Source organism: Streptomyces sp. NPDC005774 (genome assembly GCF_042871645.1).
Classification (GTDB): Bacteria; Actinomycetota; Actinomycetes; order Streptomycetales; family Streptomycetaceae; genus Streptomyces; species Streptomyces pratens.
This window is the reverse complement of sequence record NZ_JBIAIV010000030.1, coordinates 18,913-41,170: the sequence shown is the minus strand read 5'-3', so window position 1 is coordinate 41,170 and position 22,258 is coordinate 18,913. Positions and strand designations below refer to the sequence as shown.

Genomic DNA, 22,258 nt, shown 5'->3' with positions numbered 1-22,258 from the left:
TTCCGTTACTCCTTCGGCGCGGCGTCGGCGGGCTTCTGGCCCGGGAAGACGTCTTCGATCTCTTCTTCGGACCAGCCCTGGCGCGAGATGGCCTGCAGCTTGTCGGTCTCCGGCTTGCGGGTGGCCTGGTACCGGGCGAGCGCCTCCTTCAGGGAGTCCGCGTCCCGCAGCGCGTCGGCCAGCGCGCCGGCGTCCTCGATGGCGGAGTTCGCGCCTTGGCCCTGGTGGTGCAGCATCGAGTGGGCCGCGTCGCCGAGCAGGACCACCGAGTCGGAGTGCCAGGTGTCGACCGGGTCGATGTCGTAGACCGCGCGGATGTTGACCGTGGACATGTCCAGGTCGCGGGTGATGGCGACCAGACGCTCGTCGAAGCCCTCCACCGTCGCCAGGATGTCGTCCTTGGTGACCTCGGGGTTCCAGGCACCGTCCGGGCACAGGGCGGTGATGTCGAACGAGACCTGGCCGCGGTGGCGCAGCGGCAGCAGGTAGACCTTCGTGCCCTTGCCGATGTACATCCGCAGGTTGTCGTCGGTGACCATCCCGTGGGCGTCGTCGACGGAGATGACCGCACGGTAGGCGTGCTCGCCCGAGAAGACCGGACCCTTGTCGCTGAACAGTTCCTTGCGCACCACCGACTTGATGCCGTCGGCGCCGACCACCAGGTCGGCCTCGACGGTCCTGCCGTTGGCGAAGGTGAGGACGGAGCGGTCGCCGTTGTCCTGGATGCTCTCCAGCTTGTGGCCGAGGTGCACCATGCCCTGGGGCAGCACGCCCAGCAGGGCCTCGATGAAGTCGCCGCGGTGGATCAGGTGGGTGTGGCTCTGCTCGCCGTCGGCCGGCCACGCCTCCTTCATGATCGGGTCACCGGTGGCGGTGAGGATCTCGAAGTACTCGCTCGGCGAGGTCACCTTCGCGATCGCGTCGAAGATGCCCCACTGCCGGAACCGGTTCATGGTGGCGGGCCGTAGACCGATCCCGGCGCCGACCTCCCGGGTCTGGCCCGCCTGCTCGTAGACGTCGACCTCGGCGCCCAGCAGGCTCAGCGCTTTGGCCGCCGCCGCACCGCCGTATCCCGCACCGACGATGGCGATCTTCAGGTTTTTCAGTTCTGAGGTCTGCATGGTGGTTCTCTCTGATTCTGGAAGGTCAGGAAGACCGTGAAGGGTCGGGAAGTTTCTGGGGAGTCAGGAGGACTTCTGGAGGGTCAGGAAGTCGGCCGGGTTGTCGACGAAGATCGTCTTGATGGCGGCCTCGTCGAGACCGGCGGCGCGGAGGTCCGGGATGAGGTCCTCGAAGATGTAGTTCACGGTGTGGCCCTTCACGCCCGGCCAGCCCAGGGGGCTGCAGTTGGCGTCGGCGGAGGCGAGGACCTGGTGCAGCCGGCCGTCGCCGATGAACCGGAGGAAGTGGTCGAGGCGCTCCTGGCGGGGGCGGGCCCAGAACGGCGGGTCCGGCAGCTCGGTCTCGTAGCCGAAGGTGTCGAAGCCGATGCGCCCGCCCTGCTCCGCGATCCAGACGTCGCGCGTCTTGTCGGCGTTCACGCCGTCGTCGACGTGCCCGAACAGGACGCGGTCCAGGGGAAGACCCTCTTCTTCGAAGATCGCGATCGCGTTCTCGGCGTCGATCGCGAGGTGGGTCAGGACCGGCACGCCCGTGGTGAGCGAGGCGCGGGCGGCGGCCCGGTAGATGCGCTTGTCCAGGTCCGTCATACGGCCACCGCGGCTCACCCCGACCTTGATGACACCGGCGAGGCTGCCGGTGTCGCCGATACCGACGGTGATCTCGTGGACGAACTGGCGGGTCAGGTAGTCCACGTCGGCCCGGGCGAAGTGCGGCAGGGCGGTGTCGCCGCCGACGAAGCCGGTGCAGGCGACGATGTGGACGCCGGTCTTCGCGGACAGCGACTTGTAGTAGTCGACGTCACGGCCGTTGCAGATCCCGGTCGCGTCGACGAAGGTGCCGCCGCCCAGTTCGTGGAACCTGCGCAGCTTCGGCACGGTCTCCTCGTACCGCTGCTCGGGGGTCTTCCACCACTTCGTGTCCAGCTCGGAGCCGGGCATGCCGTAGCCGATGTGCTCGTGGATGGCCACGAGACCCAGCTCCTCGGCCGGGATCTGCCCCAGGACTGTGTTCACTCTCGACACAACACTCACCTTTGAGAAAAGAGACTTGACGGTCGCTCGCGGGGGCGCTCAGCGCGCCGACAGCAGGTCGCGCGGGTTCTCCACGAGAATCCGCCGCGTGTCCTCGTCGCTGAGACCCTGTGCCTTCAGAAGCGGGACGAAAGTGGTCAGGACGTAGCTGTACGGCAGGTCGTTGCCGGGGTGCCCCTTGGCCACGCCGGTCGCGCTGCTCGAGAGCAGGATCCGGTCGCCGAAGCCGGCCCGCACGAGCTCGGCGACCAGAGCCGCGCGCTCGTCATCGGTGATGTGGGCGTCGTCCTGCGTACCGACGTGGTCCAGGGCGACGTAGGCCCCGCGCCGTGCGATCCCGAGGGGGGCGCCGGCGGCGACGGCGTCCTTGCGGTCGAGTCCGCCGACCACGACACGGTCGGCCGGCAGCTTCTCGTCGAGGACGACGTCGAGGTCGTGGAGGGCGTCGGCACCGTAGCGGACGGAGACCGCGACACCGGTGCTCAGGGCGGTCCGGGCCGCACCGCGGAACAGGCTCTCGTCGGTCGCGGTCATGCCCTCGGGGGTCGCGGTGGTGGCCACCAGACCGGCGGCGCCACGTCGCTCCACGCGGGGCACCACCATGCCCTCGGTGACCTCCTTGGTGAAGAGGTCGGCGAACTTCTCGGCCGGCCACGGCGTCGGCGGGTTGGTCTGCGGCGTCAGGAAGTAGCCGCCGAGCATCTCCTCGGGGCCCTGGCCCGTCGAGGCGACGATGTGCACGCCGGTCGTACGGGAGAGGGCCTCGTACAGCCGGACGTCCCGGCCGTGGAACATGCCGGTGCTGTCGACGACGGTGCCGCCGCCGTGGGCGCGGAAGTCCTTCAGCTTGGCGGCGAGCGTCTCGAAGATCTCGGCACGGTCGAAGGTGACGTCGTAGGCGTACTCCGCGCCCGGGACCACCGACAGCAGCGCCTCGTGGACCGACACGACGCCCAGATCCTCGGCTGCCACCGGGCCGAGGACGGTGTTCACAGTGTTGCTCTCGACGCTCATGCCTGCCTCACGTGTCCGGGGTGGGGTACGCCGCAGGGGCGCACCGCACCCTTGTGGCTGATGTCAAGGTAGCCATTCGCTTTACACGACGTCAATGAAACTGACACGACGAAAAAACAATTCACGGGAAACGGATCGGACGCACGGCACAGCCCGTCCACCCTGCGGCGACGCCCCGAAAAGCGGCAGGACGCCACCGGCGCGGACCCCCCGCCGCAGGCACCCCACCCCGAGCAATATGCCTGAATTGCACTAAAAGCGCATCGCTTGCTTCGGCAAGGACGACAGGGTCCGACCCGATGGCCGAGGCCGGCGGGCGAACGAGGTCCCCCTGATCCAGGCCCGGCGCGCCTGCCGAGACTTCGGCACCGGCGACCAGCACGGCCGGCCGCCGGCCCGCCCCCGCGGCATGACCTCCCGCATCGAGACACTCGTCCAGCAGCTCGACGGCGAGGCGGACGCGTCCTCACGACGCCCGCGCGGAACCGATCGGGGTCGGCTCCGAAACCGCCCCGTCCTCATCGGCCTACTGAACAGCGAGAACCCGACCGTCCACCGGTGGGCGGCGGCCTCGGCCACGGCAAGCCGCTCTCCGGCTCGACTCGGCTACTCGGCTACTCGGCTACTCGGCTACCGTGAGTCTCTCGTCCGTCATACCCAGGCGCGCTTGTTCCTCCTCGACGATCCGGCGGGCCAGCTCGGTGTCCGACACGTCGACAGCATCCGGAGTTGCTTCGGCCACGGCACTGCGGCGGGCATAGGCGTCGAACAGGCGGGTCTTGTCCTCCAGCATCCTCACCATGCGTTCGTCCACTCCCCCGGTGGCGAGCAGGCGGTGCACGCGGACCGGCCTGACCTGGCCCATACGGTGGGCCCGGGCCACCGCCTGGTGCTCGAGGGTCGGCTTGATCTGGGGTTCGCAGATGACGACGACGGAGGCGGCCTGCATGTTGAGGCCGACGCCCGCTGCCTGGATCTGCGCCAGGAGCACCGCGGGGCCCGGGACACCGGCGAAGTCGTCGACGACCTGCTGCCGCCGCCCGGCCGGGACACTTCCGGTGAGCGGACCGAACACCGGAGTGCCGTCGGTGGTTTTGGCCACAACTGCTTCCTTCACCACGCTCAGTACGTCCTTGAAGTTGGAGAAGATCACCGTCTTCTGCCCGTTCTCGCCGGCTTCCTGAACGATCTCCCGGAGCCGGTCCAGCTTGGCCGACTTCGCGGGGTGCGTGTACGCGGCCCTGCGCATCGCCATGAAGTTGCCCGCGCGCACGGCTTCGCGGTATGCCTCCTCGTCCGATGCGCTTAGCTCCTCCCACTCGTCGGTCTGCTGAAGACTCGGAAGCTCCGTCAGCACGTCCTCCTGATTGCGCCGCAGATAGACCGGGGCGACGGCCTTGCGGAAGGCGACCGATCCGGCCAACGCCTCCCGCTCACCCAAGGAATCCGCGACGTCGCCGTCGAGCATCCGGACCAGGTTGCGGAACTCCACGACCCTGTTCTCCATCGGAGTGCCCGTCATGAAAAGGGCACGCCCGCAACGTTCCGCCCACAGGGCGACCGCCTGGGACCGCTTGGCCTTCGGGTTCTTCACGGAGTGCGCTTCGTCGACCACGAGCAGTCCGACCTCCCCGCCGCCCGGCGCGGGAAAACCGCGCAGCCCGTCGAACGTGGCCACCGCGACTCCGCCCCGCCCCTTCCAGTCGGCGAACGCGTCGTGCCGATCGGGGCCGTGGAGCACCATGACACGCAGGGCGCTGCGGGCCTCGATCTCCCGTGTCCAGTTCACGAGGACACTCGCCGGGCAGACGACCATGAAGTGGCTCTGCCCCTCGGCGGCCAGGTGTGCCAGCACGGCGATCGCCTGGATGGTCTTCCCGAGGCCCATCTCGTCGCCGAGTATCACCTTGCGCTGCGCAAGCGCGAACCGCGCGCCGAAAGCCTGGTAACCGCGCAGGGAGACCCGCCGGTGCATGTCGTCGAGGTGCTGGGTGCGTACCCGCTCGGCGATCTCGTCCGGCAGGAAGCCCTCACCGGCGGCCGCGTCCGGCAGCCGCCCGGAGATCTCGGCGAGCAGGCTGTAGTACTCAGTGGAACGGAGTTCGAAGTCCACCCAGGCCGCGATGTCGGACGAAGGCCCTCGGAGCAGGTCCACCGACGCCTGGGCAAACAGCCCGGACAGGCCCGACCGCTCCCCCTCGTCCACCAGTGACCGGATCTCGGTGGCCGCCGCCAACGCGCGGGCCTTCTTCTCCCGGCCCGCCACAAGCATCCGGAATCGTCCGGCGGCGGGCCTGGCGTCGGCGAGCAACGGACCGAGCCGTTCCGACAGGACGGTGGCCCTGTCGACCGCACGACGAGCGTCCGGGCCGGCTTCCACCAGTACGTGCAGGGCCATGACGAGTGCGATGGTGCCCGGGTCCGGCCGGTCCACGTCGATGTGGACGGCCACGGTCTCGCGCACAGCCTCGGAGAGCCGGCGGGCGGCGGCGAGCATCTGGTCGACGGTGCGCTGCCCGACACCCGGAATCTGCCGCAACCGGTAGGGGCCCGCTTCGAGGACACCGCCCACTGTGCGCAGCCCGCTCTTCTCGACACTGCCCAGCCGCAGCCGCCCTTCGGTGACGTCCTGCAACCGGGCGACGGGGATGGCGTCGAGTTCCCGCTTCACCGCTGCGTCGTGGATCGGCTTCAGCGCCGCCCGTACCGCCTCGGCCGCCCTGCCGTGGTCCCCGGCCACCGCCTGCGCCGCCTCGTACAGTCGCGTTCCCCTCGCGACCGTGTCCCGTTCGCCACGCCCCACGCTTCCCGCCCCTCCTCGCCCTCCCCGCATCCTCCCCCACCGCCTGCACCGGCCCCGACGGACTCCCGGAGCTCTCCCGGCCAGGCTCTTGGTCACGCTTCGGGCATTCGGTCGGGCGTTCAAGCGGGACACCTGCGGCACCCCGCAGACCTGCGGGTTCGCCGCCGGCCCGGCGCGACCCGAACGTACCCGGCGATCAGTGGTGGGAGCTGGCGACCAGGACGATGATCCTTTGGCCCTCACCCTGATTCTCGAAAACACGCCTCACACGACACCGTCAGCAGGGTCCGCGGCGTCCGGATCGATCCATTCACGATCCGACACGTCGATGTCACTCAGAGCCTTCTCGTACGTCTTGAGCAGACGTCGGGAACCCCTTTTCCACCCCGGTGGCGCTTACTCCGCGCCTCATGATGTACACATGGTCCACTCCGTACGATTGTGCACACATGGTCCACTCGGTACGCTTGAGCGCATGACGCAGTCTCTGCCCATAGAGTCCATCCGCGATGTCCGCGCGCATCTCGCCGAGGTGGTGGAACGCGCCGATCGCGACGACGTGCCCACGGTGATCACACGCCGAGGCAAGGAAGTCGCCGCGGTCGTCTCCATCGAGGTACTACGCAAGTACCAGGAGTGGGAAGAGCGCGAAATCAACCGGATCATCGACGAGCGCATGGCCGACTCGACGCCGGGTATCCCGATCGAGGACATCATGAGGGAGACGCTGGCGCGTGGTGAGTGAGTACCGAACCGTCTTCCGGCCCGAGGCACAGGCCGAACTCCGGAAGATCCCTCGCGACATGGCACTGCGCATCCTGGCCAAGCTGACCGAGCTGGAAAGCGATCCCCTCGGCTTCCACACCACCGCGCTCGTATCCCAGCCGGAACGCCGTCGGCTGCGAGTCGGCGACTACCGCGTCGTCTACACGCTCGACACCGGAGAGCTGGTGGTGTGGGTCGTGCACATCGGGCATCGCTCCACCGTTTACGGCACTTGAGGGGCGGCTTCGTCGAATCGGAAGGCGTGCCGGAACCTACTGGTTCGAAAGCGCCGGTCACCAGCACCGGCCCTCCCCGCTGCCGATGCGGGAGCGTTCCGGCGTGCCCATCGCCGTGCCGTAGGCCACCGGCAGGGCGGCGAGCTCCCGGTCCGAGAGCAGGGAGTCGCTCACGTCGTGGACGCGGGCGGCGTCGACCGCGACGTAGGAGGCGAAGCCGCCGTCCGCTTCGCTGCCCAGCAGCCCGACAGGCGCGGCGTCCGCGCGCGCGTCCGCGTAGAAGGCGGGATCGAGCAGAACCCGGCGCCCCACCCATGCGTCGGGCACGTCCTCGGCCGTCTCACTGGCGACGTCCGCGATGTCGCCGCCCTGGACGCGGGGGAAGTCCCCGCTCCGCGCCGTCTGGCCTTCGCCTCGGGGCGACCGGGCAGTCCGTACGCGCCTTCCCTGGTCCACACGTCGGTGTTGTTCACCGCGGCCGCGCCCACCCGCACGAGCACCTGCCCGGGTCCCACGCGGGGCCGGCGGCCAGTCCGTCCGGAACTCGAGTGCCTCAGGACCTCCGTGCCGACGCAGAACGGCGGTCGGTCATCGTCCGGTCGCTCATCCACCCATGATGCGGCCCACGCCTCACGCCCGCCGAGGACCGAGCGGGCGGCGTTCGCCGCGCCGGCTTTCCCTTCCTGCGCGTTCCTGCGGAGCCGCCGGCCTTCAGGACTTCCTGGCGCGGCCGGACTTCGGCACCGCAGCTGCTGCCACGAGGTTCTGGCCGTCCAGACCGTCCGGGCCGTCCGGGCCGCTTCGCCGATGCCTCCCCGTTCATGAGAATTGATCCGTTCACGCGCCGTCGGGCCCGGGCTCGGGCGTGTAAGTGACAGGAGAGCGGACAGACGCGCGGAATGAGCAGCTACCCCGAGAGGATCACCCCGAGCGACAACGGGTTCCCGTCCACGGTCTCGCGGCGCGGCCCGTCGCAGGGCGGGGTTGCGAGTGCGGGCCCGTCCCCGATGCAGCCACGGCGGGACGGCGACGGCAGCCTCGCTCATGTGGTGGAAACCCTGCTGGACAAGGGCCTCGTGCTCAACGCCGACATCATGGTCTCGGTGGCCGGGGTGGAACTGCTGGGCATCCGTCTGCGCGCGGCGCTGGCCTCTTTCGAGACGGCCGCCCGCTACGGGCTGGAGTTCCCGTCCGGCACGGACACGGAGACCGCCGCGTGGCGCGATACGCGTGAGGAGAAGGAGAGCTGCCCGGCCTGCGGCAAGCGCTCCCCTGTCGAGCAACTGCTGGAGAAGTGGTGCCCCTGGTGCGGGTGGCTCAGCGCGCAGGCCCAGATGCGGGGTCGCTCCGAGCACACACAGCCGGCGGAGCTGACCGAGCGCCGTGAGGAGCCCGCCGCCGACGACAAGGGCGAAAGCGACGGCGACAGCGACAGCGACGAGGACCAGGACCAGGACCACCGGGCGGCCGAACCGTCCCCGGCCGAGGGCGAGGCGGAACGGCGTGACGGCTGACCTGTCACCGATGCGCCCCACGCGGGATCCGCGGGTCACCCTGGACGACCTGCTGGAAGTCGTGCTGAACAAGGGCGCGGTCCTGCACCTGGACCTGATCGTCGCCGTGGCCGACATCCCGTTGATCGGCGTCTCCCTGCGGGCGGCCATCGCCGGGATGGAGACGATGCTGGAGTACGGGATGATGCGCCACTGGGACGAGGACACCCGAGCCTGGGCCGAGCGGTCCGTCGCCCGCCGCGCCCTCGACCTGGGGGAGGACGAGAACGTCGTCTGCCGGATGACCGGCGGCCACCTCCTGACCGAGGGCCTCTACCACGGATGGCGGCCCGGCACCGTCTACCTCACCGACCGGCGCCTCGTCGTCCTGCGTGACGAACCACGGGAGATCCTGTGGCAGACCGGACTCGACGCCGTCACCGCCGTGCGTCTCGAACCGGAGAGGGCGGTCGGGGGCGAGGAACGGCTGCGTCTGGACGTCGCCCTGGCCGACGGCGGTCAGGAACGCCTCTCGGCCCGTCAGCCCGGAGAACTGCACGCCCTCCTCACCGAGGCGTGCGCGGGCCGCCCGGTGCCCGCCCTCCCCTTCGCGCCCCCCGTCGAGGAGGAGCAGCCTCTCGTCGAGGAGCACGTGTGGTACCACGAACCGCGCCGGGGCGGGCCGTTGTGGCGCGGCGGTCAGGGACGGCTGACCGCCGACAGACTGATCTGGAAGTCCCCCGTGGACTCCCGGCCGGCGCTCGTGCTGTCCACGGCGGACATCACCGAGGTGCGGCGGGTACCCGCGTACAGCCCCGCCGGAGAAGGCGGCGTCATCGCCGTCCACACCACCGCGGGCGACGAGGTGAGGCTGGCCACGGACGATCCGGCGGCCTGGACGGAACGGCTGCGCGCGGCGGGGTCCCTGACGGAACCTGCGACGGGACCTGCGGCGGCGGCCGGATGAGTGACCGGGTGAACGGCTGGGTGAGCAACCGGGTGAACGACCGAGCACGACAGCAGGAGGGTGGAGAGCCGACATGCCGTTGACCGTCGACGAGAAGAGCCTCAAACACGGGGTGCTGTCCTTGGTGGTCACCTTGGTGGAGGTCATCCAGGAGGCGCTGGACCGCCAGGCGCTGCGCCGTATGAACGGCCACGACCTGACCCCGCAGGAGGCCGAACGCCTGGCGAACGCCCTGCTGGAACTGGACGAGGCGATGGAGCAGATCAAGGAGGACCACGGCATCGTCTCCTCGGTCGCCGACCTGCACCGGGGGCTGGACGAAGTGGTCGACGACGTGGTGGACAAGCTGATCAACCCGCAGCGCTGGGCGGAGGAGGCGGACCGATGACCGAGCACACGGCGTTGTACGTGTACGCACTGCTCCCGGACCGGCCGGACCGGCGGGGCGCGGCCGACGGCGTCACCGGGATCGACGGTCGCCCGCTGCGGCTGGTGCGCGTTCCCGGCGCCTCCGTCGCGGCACTGGTGCACGACGCTCCGCCGTCCCCTCTCCAGGGCGGCGACGACCAGGTGCGCCGCTGGGTGGAGGAGCAGAGCCGGGCGGTGGACGCCGTGTGGGAACGCACCGGCAGCATCCTGCCGATGACCTTCAACGTCCTGGTCGCCGAGAAGCCGCCGCCCGAGGGCCGGCCCGCGGCCGGGCGGAGCGCCGAACAGCGCCTGACGGAGTGGGTCACCGAGCAGGCGGCGGACATCGCGGGCCAGTTGGAGGACCTGGCCGGCCGGTGCGAACTACGGGTCGACATCACCGTGGACCGTGCGGCCGTCATCACGGGCGACGCGGGCGAAGCGGGCGAGGACGCGCCGGAGGACCGGCCGGACGGCCTGTCGCCCGGCATGCGCAGGCTGATGGCCAAGCAGCGGGAGCACCGGGCCCGCAACGCGGCCGGACAGTTCGCCGACACCCTGCACGCCGAGACCAGACAGCGGCTGCTGGCCGTCGCCGAGGACTACCGCGACCGCAGCCCCACCCACCGCGCCGCGGGCGAGACGGACGTCCTGTGCGCCGCCCTGCTCGTCCGGCAGGAGGACATCGACACCGTCGGCACGGTCCTGAACGAACTGCGGGTCCGGCAGCCCGCCGTCCGCATCCGCTTCCTGGGCCCCTGGCCCCCGTACTCCTTCATCGACACCCGCCACCGCACCCAGGCGGAGGAAATGGCCCCCTGAGCGTCCGTGAAGGAACTGATCCCTGCCGGTACTCGGCACTGCGGTGGCGCATCCTGCCTGAAGTGACGGCCGTCGGCGGACGGGCGGCCGGGGGGCCGGGAGCCGGGGGGCCGGCAGACGGCGAGGCCGCTACCCACCGGGCCCCGGCTCGTGCTTGCTTCAGGCGACCGTGCCGTAGAGCCAATTGCCGGCCGCGTCGGCGTCGGGGCTGAGGTAGTACTGGCGGACGGCGGCCAGCAGCTCGTCGACCGTGAGCCTGCCGTTCCCGTCGGCGTCCAGCTTGCGGAAGGCGTCGGCCCTGTTCTCGGGCGCGGTGCGGAACACCTCCTGCCATGCCTCGAACTCCCGCTCGTCCACCTCACCGTCCCCGTCGGTGTCCAGCAGCGCGCACACCGCCTCCGCCAGGGGCCGGAACGAGGTGTCGAAGCCCTCGGGCGACTCGACGAAGGCGCCGGTCATGCAGTCCCGGTACTCGTCGCGGGTGAGCCGCTCGTCGCCGTCCTGGTCCGCGGCGGCGACCAGGGCGTCCCAGAAGCGGGTCATGCCGTCCATCAGCGCGGTGCCCTTGGGCGAGGTGACGGGCTCGCCGAACTTGGACAGCAGCTGCGATCCCAGGGTCAGGAGGTCCTCGCGGTCGATGAAGCCGTTGTCGTCGGTGTCGAAGTGCCGGAAGCACAGGTCGATCTTGCGGTGGAGCAGGGGCATCCCGGAGAGCGTGGTCATGTGTCGGCCTTTCTGCTGGTGCCGGACTGTCCCGGCAGAGGGATACGGGTGGAGAGAGCCGGCCGGGCCTCCCAGGGCATTCCGGCGGCGGCGAGGTGGTCGAAGGGCTCACCGGTCCCGGTGGCGAGGCTGATGCCCTGGAGGCGGGTGGTGCGCAGAAAGGAGACGTTGGCCTCCCCGAAGACTCCGCCCGACAGCCCCGTGCCGCCGACGATGGGCAGCACGGGCAGGGTCCCGATGTGGCTGTCGTTGACCTTCAGAACACCGCCGTTGGTCACTTCGTCCGTGAACCGGTGGACGACGTGCGGATCACGCGCCCACAGCGAGTTGCGCAGCCCGTACCGATTGGCGTTGACGAACGCGAGGACCGCGTCCAGCAGCGCATCGTCCGAGGCCGCTGCCGGAGGCGTGGCGGCCTCCGGCACGACCACGCACATCAGGGGGAAGAACGTCTCCTCGGTGACGGCGTTCATGGTCGCCGCCCGCTCGAGACCCCGTACGCGCAGCAGCACGGGCCGGACGAACGGGCCCCGCGGGGAGGGACGGCCGTGCACGTCGACCAGGTCACCACCGCAGAGCAGTTCGGCGTCCCGGGCCACGGCGTCGTCCAGCACCTCCTTGCACTGGTTCCGCTTGATCACCGGGGTGAGCACGACCTCCGGGTCGTCCGGCAGCCCCACGCCCAGGGCGGCCACCTTCCGGTGCAGCCGCTCGGTGAAGTCGTCCGCAACGGCGGGGTGCACCAGGGCGAACTTCGGTGCCAGGCAGAGCTGCCCGGATCCCAGGTAGCGCTCCAGTGCCGCTTCGACGGCGCCGTCCAGGTCGGCGTCCCGCCAGACCACGAGGGCGTCGTTGCCGGCCAGCTCCATGATGGGCTTCTTGCCGTGCTCCAGGCAGGAGCGGGTGAGTTCGGCGCCCTGGGCCGAACCGCCGAAGAAGAAGATGTCGTCGCAGTGCGGGGAGGCGAGCCACGTGCGCAGCATCGGCCGGGCCGGCGCGCACAGCACGCTCAGCGTGCCGGGCGGCGCCCCGTGGTCGGCCAGCAGCGGGGCGACCAGCTCGTGGAAGAGGTAGGCGGTGCTCAGCGGGACCGTCGGCGGGGCGTTGACCACCAGCGCGTTGCCCGCCGCCAGCGTCGGCACCCCGGACAGAGCGGTGAGCATCGGGGCGTTGCGCGCCGGGTCCAGGCAGACCACCCCGTCGGGCTTGCGCACCAGCCGCACCAGCCGGCCCGCGTGACCGCCCTCCCAGACCATGGCGGCACGCGCGTACGCGACCGAGTCGGGGTGCGTCAGATTCAGCGCGGCGGACAGGGCCCACCGGCTCACCTGCAGCGGATTCCCTTCGGCGACGAGGACCGACATGAGTTCCTCAGCCCGCTCCCGCAGCAGGCGGTGGAAGGCGCGGACGAAGTCCAGCCGGTGATCGAGCGGGACGCGCGCCCAGGCCGGCTGCGCCTCGCGCGCCGCGGCGAGCGCCGCGAGGGCCTGCTCGCCGGTGGACCGCGCCACCCTGCCGACCAGCCGGGGGTCGTCGTGGTCCGCCGGGTCGGCCCGGTCGTGGTCGAGACGCGCTTTGAGCGCGACCGTCTCGTAGGTGTCGAGCAGCACGGCGCTGCTCCTGGGCCAGTGCACCCAGCTTTCGCCGGCGGCGGGTACGCCGGCCAGCAGGACCGGATAGCTCCGAAGCGCGGTCCCCGAGGAAGCATTCACACCCCGGATTCTTCGCACCGGGGCCCGGCTTCAGACCTGTTACGGCACCCTCCACCCTGAACAGGGGAAATCCACCCATTGCCGCCCGGCCCGTCTCCCTCGCGTGGTAAGCACCGGTGCCGGCCGAGGCGCCGCCCGACGGTCAGAAGTGCGCCACTGACCAGCCCGAACACGTCAAGGTGTCACCGTTGCTCTCACGGTTGCTGGTGCTGAAGCTCCGGACTCTGGGCGGACGAGGTCCGCGAGCTGCTGCGGCGGGCAGTGACGGATCGGCTCGGCCTCGCCGGTTCGGTTTCCCTGTCGGCCGAGGCCGAGAACGCCCTGGTGCGCCTTTCCGCCGGCCCGACGCCCGACGCCCGTCAGCCTCCAGCGGAGGAGTCCAAGCCGATGAAGGCGATGAAGTGATATCGCCGAACCGACGCGGCCAACGAGATCCCGAACGCAGCGGCTGATTTCTTCACGGCCAAGCTCCACTGTGCCCCGGACGGCACCAGACAGCCTCCGTGTCGACCTCATGTTCGAAACCGGCACGGAGGACGATAGTGACATCCCAGCGCGGGAGCAGCATCCCCAGGAACGGCCTGCACCGCCCGAGCGGTCAGTAGCGGTAACGAGCCGCGAGGATGACGATCTCCCTGTCCGTCACCAGATAGACGAGGCGGTGCTCGTCGTCGATCCGCCTCGACCACACCCCGGGCAAGTGGTACTTGAGGGGCTCGGGTTTGCCGACCCCCGAGAAGGGATCACGCTTGACGTCCTCGATGAGCTTGTTGATCCGGGCAAGCATCTTGCGGTCGTTCTTGAGCCAGGACGCGTAGTCCTCCCAGCCCTGATCCTCGAAGACAAGCCTCACGCGGCACCCGCAGCAGGATCCGCCGCGTCCGGATCGATCAGCTCGCGCTCCGACACGTTGATGTTGCCCAGGGCGTTCTCGTACGCCTTGAGCAGACGTCGTGCGTTCGCAGGCGAGCGCAGCAGGTATGAGCCCTCACGCAGTGCCGCGTAGTCCTCGGCCGAGACGAGTACGGCGTTGCCGTGCTTGGAGACGATCTCAATGGCCTCGTGGTTGTCGTTGACCTTCTTGATCAGCGGAAAGAGAGCCTTGCGGGCTTCGCTCGCAGTTATGGACATGACCTGCCCCTCTCCATCAGTGGTACTGAATAACGTACCACTCTCACTGCTCATGGGCAGAGCAGACGCCCGGTGATGGGGGCAGACCTCCCAGCATGAGCAACAACAAGGGGCCGGCTCTCATCGGGCTGCCGAAAAGCGATAACCCGACCGTCCGCGAATGGGCGGCGATGGCCCTGGCGATCCTGGAGATCGACGGCGCGGTCGAGCCCCTGCGCCGCGCCTACCGCGATGCCTGGAACAGCAGACCCACCCGACTGGACCAAGCCGGGCGGCATCCGCTGGTCCCTGACCGAACTCGGCGCACGCAGCCCTGTCGTCCCGCCGCTCACCGCGCGCCTGCGAGCCACCGCTGCGGACGACGCCCCGGGCTGGCCCTCAGCCCACTTCACCGAGATCGTCAACGACCTGACCGACCACGCCCAGGTGATCCTCTACTCCCAGTTCTGGCGGGTGGACGCCAGCCGCGCATACGGCGTCTCCGGCACCGGCCTGGACCGGGAACTCGACTGGACCGCGCCCTGGCTGTTTGTAAGCACTTGTTTGGGCTCCAGTGCACGGAGTTCTTTTGGCTCCGACAGCCGTTCGACCGCCGGGCCGGTGATGGGCTGATGCGCAGGCGCAGCCAGCGAGAAGAGGCCGTCAGGGGCCGGGGTGAACGGTCGGCCACCGGTTCGAGGGTGGTACCAAAACTCGTCCGTACCGTGGGGCCGACTCACGTGCTTACAGACACCTGGCAGCACCTCGTCGAAGAGTCCCGCTCCTGGCCCCTGCTGGAAGCCTCCGAAGGCCCCGCCGACGACAACATCTTCGTCGCCCCCACCTGGATCGACCGTATCGACCTGTCCCCGAAGAGGTGACCGATGCCGTCCCAGCACCCCGGGGAAACCGGCTGAGGAAGGACTCGGACCACCCGCGCCACCTCGAACCGAACAGCGCGCATCCTGCGACCGGAAGGGGCGGCAACGGTATCTCCGGAAACCGTATGGCTGGGCCGGTAGTGTCCGCGCGGAAGGAGGCAGTGAAGAGAAGACCGCTCCACCATGACTCATGTGACCTGCGGAAATGCGAAGTCGTTCCAGAACGGGATCCGCGACGAAGTACGAGGAGTCTCAGGAGCGCCGGCTACGGGCCGAGGTGTGCGGGACGTCTCCGGCTTCTGCGGCCTGATCGCGCTCACCGGCTCCCGCTCCTCACCTGTCATCCGCCGCTCACAGTGGCCAGGCGGTCAGCAGATCGCCGGGACCATAGGAGGTATCGAGCCCCGGGCAGTCGACTCCGCTACGCGAGACCGCCACGACGGGAACAGGTTCGCCGGTGAGGGCGGCCCGGTGTCGATGGAGGGCTGCCAGGTCGTGCCGGTCGAAGGGCGACTGCTCCAGCCACTTGATGGAGCCGACGAAGAGCAGTTCCTTGGCGATGGGGGCGCGGTCCGCCCCGACGATGTCGATCTCGACGTCGTTGGTGCGGGTCCAGTAGCCGCCCACTGCGGGGGCCGCGGGCAGCCTGTCATCGGGCAGTATCCGCGCCAGGGCCTCGCGGACAAGGGGCTCGACGGCCCGGCCGCGCCAGCTGGTCCAGTTCTCCCGGATGCGCGCCAGGGTCAGATCACCCCGTCCCCGCTCGATCTCCTCCATGGACGGGCCGAGCAGGTGCAGCCAGAAGCGCAGGTAGGGATCTGTCACCCGGTAGCGGCGATCCTTTGAAGGACGCAGCGATACGGGTAGCTCCGCAGCGACGATCCGCTTGTGCGTGAGCAGTTCCAGGGCTCGATGCAGGGGCGTGGCCCCGATCCCGCCGGCCGCACGGGCGATGTTGGTGAAGGTCCGCTCGCCACTGCCGACGGCTGCCAGCACCGTACGCGCCTGAGCCTGCGGGGGGAATTCGGCAGCCAGCGAGCGCTCGGCCGACACCAGCAGGGCCGAGACCGGGTCGCTCAGCGCCTCGCCGAGGAAGTCCCACAGTCCTGCGCCTCGCGGCCACTCCGCGCAGATCAGCGGCAGCCCGCCGGTGACCAGCGCGGCGTCGAAGGCTTCCGCCGGTTCCAGTCCGAGCATCTGCCCCACCTCGGCGGGGTTCAGGGGTCCCAGCACCATCTCCCGGCCGCGCTGATGGAAGGGGCGCCCGTAGCTGTTCAGGGCCTCCATCATCGACAGATCGGAGCCGATGAGGACCAGCAGCACCGGCTTGGTCTCCAGCACCCGGTCCCAGGCCCGTTGCAGCATCCCCTCAAAGGCGCCACCGGCATCCATCAGGTACGGCAACTCGTCGATGATCAGCACGCTCGCCCGGTCAGCGGGCAGCGCGGCTGCCAGCACGTCGAACGCGGCGTCCCAGCTCTCCGGCCGCGCGGCGGCCACGAGCCGTGCCATCGGCAGCGTCGATGCCTGGGCGTCCCGGGCGAGCCGTGCAAGATCATCCCCAGGGGACGCACCGGTCGCCGCGTAGAACAAGAACGGGGCCCCGGAGCGCTCCGCGAACCGCTCGACCAGCCGCGACTTGCCCACCCGGCGCCGCCCACGCAACATCACGCACCGACCGGGCCGCTCCCCGCCGGCCCCTGCCGCCACCTTGTGCAGCTCTCGCTCCAACGTCGCCAGCTCTTGCCGACGACCCACGAAGTCCACCATGCCCGCCAACCTCCGTGCATGTTACTAATCAAAATGTTAGTAACATGCACGTTAGTGGATGACCTCGCCAGGCCGCAGGAAGCCGTCACTCCAGGCATGGTCGATAAAGCCTCACCCTGTCACTCTCGATCACTTTGTCCCGATCATGGTCGAATCAGGTCGCGGCAAGGAACAGACGGAGAACACCGGAGAACGGAAGAGGCAACAGACAACCCCGCCGAACCCCGATTCCCGAGGCGCGCCTCGCGCCAGACTCACTCTCGGATGCGAAGCGAAATGACTCCGTCACAACGGGTGTTCACCGTCGGTCTTCGCGGCGGCCAATGACGAGGAGGTACCCGAGCTCTTCCGTCACCTGCTCGTACCGCACGTAGGTACGCGGAGCAAGGCGGCCGTCGGGGGCCGACTGCGGGACGGACACGGCCAGGGAGGAGGAGTGTTCGAGCCCGAGGAGGAAGTAGGCGTCTCGGATCGGCTGCGCCTGTTGCTGGCGGCGGGTCTGAAACCGGTGATCCGGACGGCGAGGTACGTCTCATGGCCGTCGTCGGCGCGGACCTGCAGTCCCAGGGTGAAGGTGTCGAAGTCCACGGCGTGCTCACGGCCGTCCCGCAGAGTGTCCCGCGTCAGGTCGAACAGGATGGTGCGCAGCCGACGGACGAAACGGACACCTGCTTCGGCCCGATACCGGATGGGGTCCTCTCTCGTCGGCAGAAGGTTCGCCGTGGACGTGACGGTCCTCAGCGCCTCGGCATGCATGGCGTTGTACTGCGCACGAGCCGCTTTCCCCTCCGCCTCCAGCTTGGCGTAGAAGTCGTCCCCCGAACCGTCCTCCCGCCTCCCGGCCGCCACCAGCCACGGCAGATCCGCGTCTGTCCAGACGGCTGCACGCCAGCGCTGCACCTTGACCTTGAACAACACCTGGTCGTCGACGGCGCGGATGCGCTCGTGCTTGACCTCGGCATCGGCGAACTGTTCCGCCGCCTTGGCAACGATCGGATGGTCGGTCTCATCCAGTGCCGCAGTGACCGGCGGAAGCGGGAGATCGAGGTCCTCCTGCACACAGCGCAGGGTGGGGCGTGCTGAGCGCATCAGGTTCCCGATTCCGTTACTCGTCGATCCCACCGACCGCGTCGATCTCCTCCGCGGTCAGCCCGGTCAGCAACATCACGTCCGACTTGAGCGACCCGTCGAGGACCTGGAGCGCTTCGACCATGCCGGCCCTCAGATCCTCGCGCCTCTGTTCCAGGTAGACCCGCACGGCCTCAGCGACCAGGTCCTTCTTCGTCAGGCCCAGAAAATGCGCGCCCTGGCTGATCAGCTGATCCGTCTCCGGATCCACCTTCAGCGGGGACTGCCGAACCGCCTTCGACGCTGCCACCATGACCCTCACCTCCAGAGCCATGGTACCCAAGTACCTCATTCACCATCCACCGAGTACGTGTCGAGCGGCACGGTCGGAGCGACGTGCATACAGTCGTCATCGCAGGTGAATCAGCATGACGCAGTCATGCACAGCACTCCAGGAAGGCCGGAACCACCCGAGCAGGACAAGGAGGGGCCAGATCTGAGACCTGGCCCCTGACTTGAGGTTTTACACCCCCTGACCTGCACCTCGGCAGATCGAGGAATCCACCGCTACACGTTGAAGCGGAATACCTGAGGGCCGAGCCTGACCTGCGGCGGAGTCCAAACCAGGGCGCTGACCTGCGGTTTCGCCGTTTGGTTGCGTTGGCCTCCGACGGGCGTTTACGAGCGTCCTGCGGACTGTGTGCGGACTGGCTGGTCCTCCACCTGCCTGGAAATACATGGCGGATCCGCCGGCAGACGCCTGCGTGCTCGCGCCCTCCCCACCTTTGCCTTCCGGCCTACGCCCAGGTCGCCTTCAGCCAGGTCAGGTCCGTGCCCGCAGTGCGCCGAGTCTGCCGCTCGCGCGTGAACAGTGCATCGGTCTTGGTCAGGACCAGCGTGTACGGGCGGCCCTGGCGCCGGGTCGAGTGGCTCACCGGAAGGCCCGCCAGGTCGATGGCACTGTGCACGTGCCGCCGTCCGTCCTTGGCCAGCGGCCACTCCCGAACCCGCTCGGTGGAGGAAGCGAGGAACGCGGCCAACGTGTCGCACAGCTCGCACCCGCCCGCGTGCGTCCGCCCTCTCCCGGCGACGAGCCCACGGCCCGCCCCGCAGCCCGCCCAGGCGATCGACCAGTCGCCCTCGGCGCGCTGCGGGGTGGCGAGAAACGCCTCGAGACGCCCGACGCAGTCCCGCGCGAGCAACGCGACCCCCGCCGCCCCGCGTACTTGTGCCGGCAGCTTCGCCGCCGCGCGCAGGGCCGGGACCACGCACTCCAGGACGGTGTCCGGGTATCCGCGCAGCGCCTGCGCAATCGCGGCCCGCCGCTCGTCCTCGGCCGCCTGCCAGACGCATGCCAAGGGCAGGCCGAGTTCGGCCAGGCGCGGCCCGCGCTCCTCGGCCCGCGCCCGGGCGCACCACAGGCCCAGCTCTTCCTCCAGCCAGCGCCAGGCAGCGTCCGCGAGCAGCCGCGCCGTGTACGAGTCCCCAGCGGCGCGCAGTGCGTCGCACAGCTGGGGCAGGCCCTGCACCCACTCTCCACGGTCGGCCCCGGACACGCGCCAGACGCGCTGTGCGGGGAACCATCCCCCGACGAGTTCACGCGTCCACTCTCTGCCGTACGCCCCGGCCACCGCGGCCAGCGCATCCGCGTGGTCCGGGGTGAGCGCCTCCGCGTGGAACGGCTCCAGCAGCATCGCCGCCGTCCCGGGCACGCCCAGGCCGGCCGCGACCTCAAGGGCCGTACCCAGCGCTTCGGCCCGCGGCGCGGTCTGCGGCCAGAACGACGCCAGCGAGGCCGCATCGGCCCGGACCCTGTCCAGCTCCCCAGCCGCGATCCGGTCGCGCAGCTCGGCCAGCGCGCCTTCGGATCCGGCCTCGGCCCGGGCCGCGAACGCCCGCTCGCGCGGCCACAGCAGGACCGCGGAACGTCGGTACCAACGGTCAAGGGTGTTGCCGTAGTTACCCATGTAGCCCTCGTACTCCGACCGGAAGGGCTCCAGGTTCTTGTTCGGCGTGGAGGCACACCGCTCCTCGTAGGAGACGGGCAGACAGATCGCCTCGCCGCCCCCGCCGCCCGGCCGGGTCCACCAGCCGAGAGTGATCTCGTCGTCGATCAGGTCGTTGAGCTCGTAGTCCGCATAGTCGTCGTGGGCGCCGCTCCCGGTGCCGGGGGCCAGGTCCTCCTCATCCTCCTCGTCATAGGAGTCGTCGTAGTAGTCGCGGTCCCACGGGTCACCGCCGCCGGGCGGGTAGGCGTCCCAGGTTTCCTTCACCTCGGCGAGCGCGAGCATCGCCTCGCAGCCGGCCCGCGCCGCGGCGGCACGCAGCAGCGCGGCGCGCTCGGCGTCCGCACCCTTGAGGCGGCTCCAGGACAGTCCGCGCTGGGTGTACTCGTGGTCGAGCAGGTAGACCAGCCGGTTCGGCGGAGGCAGTTCCCGGCCTCCCCAGCGCGGGAGGGCCGGCTCGGCGAAGTGTTCGGTCAGGCAAACCGCGAGGTCGGCGACCGGGCCGACGTCCCCGGACGCGTCCTCGTCCTCGGCTTCGGCGAGCAGATTGAAGGTGAGGGTCACCCGATAGCCCGACTTCACCGGCTTGACCTCGTGCCGGCAGTCGGCGTAGAAGGCGACGAAGGTCAGCCGCTCCTTCGACGCCTGGTAGACCCTGCTCTCACCGCCGTGCTCCACCACCAGTTCGCCGCCGGTGTGCGCCGAAGGCAGCGACACCACCAGCGTGCCCACCATCGCGTCGTCCTTCTCGGAGTCCTGGTGAGGGAGGAAGAACTGGCCCTTGCCGTACACGAGGAGCGCGTGCGGCTCGGCCCGCAGCCGGGTCTTCGCCGGCAGCCCGAGCTCGTCACGGAAGTACTCCAGGGCGGCGTCCAGCATCGGCACCCACCCTGTCCCGCCCAGCTCGAACCGGTCCGGAGCGATCTCCCAGGTGTCGCGGACACCGGGGTCGCTCAACGTCTCCTCACCGCGCCCGAACTTCGCCGGCCGCGCCACCTCGATCAGCTTCTTCGTACGCGGCGCGCGCAGCGGAAGCGCCACCGGCCCAACACCCTCCACGTCCAGCCGGAGCGCGTCGGCCGGCGCGTTCATCCGGGCGGCGAACGAGCCGCCCGGGTCCGAGCCACCGAGCAGTCGCGCCAGCCGCTCCCGTGCCGAGATCGCCATGCCCCGCCCCCTTCTCACGTCCATGCCCTGCTTCGTACCACCGGGGACACCCCGGCTTCCCTGACGATCGTAGTGACGGCGGGCACCGCTCCCGCGCGAACGACCGACCGTCGGCACCGTGCTGGTCCTGCTCGATGGCGCGGCTGCGGCTGCTCCCCTTGAAGCTCGGACCAGGCACATCAGCAATGACTTTCCGTTACCACCGCATGTGAGACAGGGCCGTTAAATTGACACACCCAAACCCGGCGGTCGAGCGAAAAAGACTCAGGGGGTCATCCCCACCCCCTCGAAACCCGCCCCACATCGACGCCATATAGGAGTATGGTGCTGGTATGGCTACCAAGAAGGTGACGATCACCCTCGATGAATCCTTGGTCGCGGCCCTGGCGGGCGCCGCCGAGGAAGAAGGCATCCCGCTGTCCCGGCTCGTCGCCGGAGCAGCTGAGCGAGAGTTGCGGCTGCGAGCCGGACGGGCCGTGGTCCAGGAGTGGCAGGCGGAGCACGGAGGCTTCACCCCCGAAGAGCTCGCCGCCGCCCGCTCCGAGATGGCCGACGCCGACGCCGAGTACCTCAGCAGCTCGAGGGCCTCGGCCGCGTGAACATCCCCTACCTGTACGACGCCGGTGCGCTCATCGCCATCGACAACGGCGACCGGCACATGTGGGCCCGCCACCATCTGGCTCTGGAGGACGGCCGGGACATCCACGTCCCCTCTGTCGTCGTGAGCCAAGCGTGGCGGGACTCCCGGCGCCAGGTCCGGCTCGGCAAGTTCCTCGCCGGATGCGATGTCGCGCCCGTGGGCCTGGAGACCGCCAAGGCTGCGGGCATCCTGTGCGGCAAGGCAGGCACTGCCGATGTCGTCGACGCCACCGTCGTCGTCATGGCCGCCACCCTCGGCGCCATCATCTGGACCTCCGACCCGGACGACATCCGCACCCTCATCGACGCCCAGGACATCAAGCCCGCCCCCGTCATCCGCACCGTCTGACCTCCCGTGATCCCCGGCTGACACCCGGCCGGAGGGTCAGCACCAAGTCAGCACACGACCCGGAAACGGCCCAAATCCGCAGGAGAAAACAGGAAGGGGCCAGACCCGAAGACCTGGCCCCTGACCTGGGGTTCCCTACCCCGACCAGCCTCTTCCGGCGATCAAGGAATCA

General features: G+C 69.7%; 24 protein-coding genes. 11 read left to right on the top strand and 13 right to left on the bottom strand.

Annotated features, from left to right (window positions below; all coding sequences use genetic code 11):
* Positions 1-5: 5 nt before the first annotated feature.
* The 4 genes from ACFYQA_RS24820 to ACFYQA_RS24805 form a co-directional block, all read right to left on the bottom strand.
* Positions 6-1,121 (bottom strand): FAD-dependent oxidoreductase, encoded by a 1,116-nt coding sequence (locus ACFYQA_RS24820; RefSeq protein WP_388921786.1) that lies wholly within the window; start codon positions 1,119-1,121, stop codon positions 6-8.
* Positions 1,122-1,184: 63 nt separating this feature from the next.
* Positions 1,185-2,144, bottom strand: a complete 960-nt coding sequence (locus ACFYQA_RS24815) for a phosphotriesterase (RefSeq protein WP_388921783.1) — start codon at positions 2,142-2,144, stop codon at positions 1,185-1,187.
* A gap of 48 nt (positions 2,145-2,192) precedes the next feature.
* Complete coding sequence (locus tag ACFYQA_RS24810) at positions 2,193-3,167, bottom strand: phosphotriesterase (RefSeq protein ID WP_388921780.1); 975 nt, start codon at positions 3,165-3,167, stop codon at positions 2,193-2,195.
* A 622-nt stretch (positions 3,168-3,789) separates the two neighbouring features.
* Complete coding sequence (locus ACFYQA_RS24805) at positions 3,790-6,000, bottom strand: DEAD/DEAH box helicase (RefSeq protein ID WP_388921777.1); 2,211 nt, start codon at positions 5,998-6,000, stop codon at positions 3,790-3,792.
* Between the two features lie 445 nt (positions 6,001-6,445).
* Between ACFYQA_RS24805 and ACFYQA_RS24800 the strand changes: the two genes are divergently transcribed.
* Together ACFYQA_RS24800 and ACFYQA_RS24795 are read left to right on the top strand one after the other, a co-directional pair.
* The gene (locus ACFYQA_RS24800) at positions 6,446-6,715 is read left to right on the top strand and encodes a type II toxin-antitoxin system Phd/YefM family antitoxin (RefSeq protein ID WP_388921774.1); all 270 of its coding nucleotides are present in this window, start codon (positions 6,446-6,448) and stop codon (positions 6,713-6,715) included.
* Positions 6,708-6,971 (top strand): type II toxin-antitoxin system RelE/ParE family toxin, encoded by a 264-nt coding sequence (locus ACFYQA_RS24795; protein WP_388921771.1) that lies wholly within the window; start codon positions 6,708-6,710, stop codon positions 6,969-6,971. Before ACFYQA_RS24800 ends, ACFYQA_RS24795 begins: the two co-directional genes overlap by 8 nt.
* 57 nt (positions 6,972-7,028) lie before the next feature.
* Here the strand turns inward: ACFYQA_RS24795 and ACFYQA_RS24790 are convergent, their stop codons facing one another.
* Positions 7,029-7,427 (bottom strand): alcohol dehydrogenase catalytic domain-containing protein, encoded by a 399-nt coding sequence (locus ACFYQA_RS24790; RefSeq protein WP_388921768.1) that lies wholly within the window; start codon positions 7,425-7,427, stop codon positions 7,029-7,031.
* Positions 7,428-7,870: 443 nt separating this feature from the next.
* On the opposite strand from ACFYQA_RS24790, the gene ACFYQA_RS24785 reads away from it, so the two are divergent.
* From ACFYQA_RS24785 to ACFYQA_RS24770, 4 genes are all read left to right on the top strand, one after another.
* The gene (locus tag ACFYQA_RS24785) at positions 7,871-8,485 is read left to right on the top strand and encodes a gas vesicle protein (protein ID WP_388921765.1); all 615 of its coding nucleotides are present in this window, start codon (positions 7,871-7,873) and stop codon (positions 8,483-8,485) included.
* Positions 8,475-9,431: a gas vesicle protein gene (locus ACFYQA_RS24780; RefSeq protein ID WP_388921762.1), complete on the top strand. Its 957-nt coding sequence runs from the start codon at positions 8,475-8,477 to the stop codon at positions 9,429-9,431. Before ACFYQA_RS24785 ends, ACFYQA_RS24780 begins: the two co-directional genes overlap by 11 nt.
* 73 nt (positions 9,432-9,504) lie before the next feature.
* On the top strand, positions 9,505-9,819 hold the full coding sequence (locus ACFYQA_RS24775; protein WP_055592082.1) for a gas vesicle protein K: 315 nt from the start codon (positions 9,505-9,507) through the stop codon (positions 9,817-9,819).
* Positions 9,816-10,661 (top strand): GvpL/GvpF family gas vesicle protein, encoded by an 846-nt coding sequence (locus ACFYQA_RS24770; protein ID WP_388921759.1) that lies wholly within the window; start codon positions 9,816-9,818, stop codon positions 10,659-10,661. The genes ACFYQA_RS24775 and ACFYQA_RS24770 overlap by 4 nt, the downstream gene beginning before the upstream one ends.
* 159 nt (positions 10,662-10,820) lie before the next feature.
* Here the strand turns inward: ACFYQA_RS24770 and ACFYQA_RS24765 are convergent, their stop codons facing one another.
* Positions 10,821-11,384 (bottom strand): EF-hand domain-containing protein, encoded by a 564-nt coding sequence (locus ACFYQA_RS24765; protein WP_388921756.1) that lies wholly within the window; start codon positions 11,382-11,384, stop codon positions 10,821-10,823.
* Positions 11,381-13,096 (bottom strand): aldehyde dehydrogenase family protein, encoded by a 1,716-nt coding sequence (locus tag ACFYQA_RS24760; RefSeq protein ID WP_388921753.1) that lies wholly within the window; start codon positions 13,094-13,096, stop codon positions 11,381-11,383. Before ACFYQA_RS24760 ends, ACFYQA_RS24765 begins: the two co-directional genes overlap by 4 nt.
* A 261-nt stretch (positions 13,097-13,357) precedes the next feature.
* Here ACFYQA_RS24760 and ACFYQA_RS24755 point away from each other — a divergent pair, with 261 nt between their 5' ends.
* Positions 13,358-13,501 carry a hypothetical protein gene (locus ACFYQA_RS24755; protein WP_388921750.1) on the top strand — a complete coding sequence of 48 codons (144 nt, stop codon included), beginning with the start codon at positions 13,358-13,360 and terminating at the stop codon, positions 13,499-13,501.
* A gap of 193 nt (positions 13,502-13,694) precedes the next feature.
* Here the strand turns inward: ACFYQA_RS24755 and ACFYQA_RS24750 are convergent, their stop codons facing one another.
* Positions 13,695-13,949 (bottom strand): Txe/YoeB family addiction module toxin, encoded by a 255-nt coding sequence (locus tag ACFYQA_RS24750; protein ID WP_388921747.1) that lies wholly within the window; start codon positions 13,947-13,949, stop codon positions 13,695-13,697.
* The gene (locus tag ACFYQA_RS24745) at positions 13,946-14,227 is read right to left on the bottom strand and encodes a type II toxin-antitoxin system Phd/YefM family antitoxin (protein WP_388921744.1); all 282 of its coding nucleotides are present in this window, start codon (positions 14,225-14,227) and stop codon (positions 13,946-13,948) included. The genes ACFYQA_RS24750 and ACFYQA_RS24745 overlap by 4 nt, the downstream gene beginning before the upstream one ends.
* 231 nt (positions 14,228-14,458) lie before the next feature.
* Between ACFYQA_RS24745 and ACFYQA_RS24740 the strand changes: the two genes are divergently transcribed.
* The gene (locus ACFYQA_RS24740) at positions 14,459-14,839 is read left to right on the top strand and encodes a hypothetical protein (RefSeq protein ID WP_388921741.1); all 381 of its coding nucleotides are present in this window, start codon (positions 14,459-14,461) and stop codon (positions 14,837-14,839) included.
* Between the two features lie 107 nt (positions 14,840-14,946).
* Positions 14,947-15,087: a hypothetical protein gene (locus tag ACFYQA_RS24735; RefSeq protein WP_388921739.1), complete on the top strand. Its 141-nt coding sequence runs from the start codon at positions 14,947-14,949 to the stop codon at positions 15,085-15,087.
* 351 nt (positions 15,088-15,438) lie between these two features.
* Here the strand turns inward: ACFYQA_RS24735 and ACFYQA_RS24730 are convergent, their stop codons facing one another.
* The 4 genes from ACFYQA_RS24730 to ACFYQA_RS24715 all read right to left on the bottom strand — a co-directional run bounded on the left by ACFYQA_RS24730 (position 15,439) and on the right by ACFYQA_RS24715 (position 21,098).
* The gene (locus ACFYQA_RS24730) at positions 15,439-16,857 is read right to left on the bottom strand and encodes an ATP-binding protein (protein WP_388921736.1); all 1,419 of its coding nucleotides are present in this window, start codon (positions 16,855-16,857) and stop codon (positions 15,439-15,441) included.
* Positions 16,858-17,208: 351 nt separating this feature from the next.
* Positions 17,209-17,946 (bottom strand): hypothetical protein, encoded by a 738-nt coding sequence (locus ACFYQA_RS24725; protein ID WP_388921733.1) that lies wholly within the window; start codon positions 17,944-17,946, stop codon positions 17,209-17,211.
* A 16-nt stretch (positions 17,947-17,962) separates the two neighbouring features.
* Positions 17,963-18,238: a hypothetical protein gene (locus ACFYQA_RS24720; protein ID WP_388921730.1), complete on the bottom strand. Its 276-nt coding sequence runs from the start codon at positions 18,236-18,238 to the stop codon at positions 17,963-17,965.
* A 484-nt stretch (positions 18,239-18,722) separates the two neighbouring features.
* Positions 18,723-21,098, bottom strand: coding sequence for a 2OG-Fe(II) oxygenase (locus ACFYQA_RS24715; protein WP_388921727.1), 2,376 nt, complete (start codon positions 21,096-21,098; stop codon positions 18,723-18,725).
* A 332-nt stretch (positions 21,099-21,430) separates the two neighbouring features.
* On the opposite strand from ACFYQA_RS24715, the gene ACFYQA_RS24710 reads away from it, so the two are divergent.
* Both ACFYQA_RS24710 and ACFYQA_RS24705 read left to right on the top strand, forming a co-directional pair.
* Positions 21,431-21,697, top strand: coding sequence for a hypothetical protein (locus tag ACFYQA_RS24710; RefSeq protein ID WP_109376801.1), 267 nt, complete (start codon positions 21,431-21,433; stop codon positions 21,695-21,697).
* Positions 21,694-22,086 carry a twitching motility protein PilT gene (locus tag ACFYQA_RS24705; protein ID WP_388921724.1) on the top strand — a complete coding sequence of 131 codons (393 nt, stop codon included), beginning with the start codon at positions 21,694-21,696 and terminating at the stop codon, positions 22,084-22,086. Before ACFYQA_RS24710 ends, ACFYQA_RS24705 begins: the two co-directional genes overlap by 4 nt.
* Positions 22,087-22,258 lie beyond the last annotated feature (172 nt).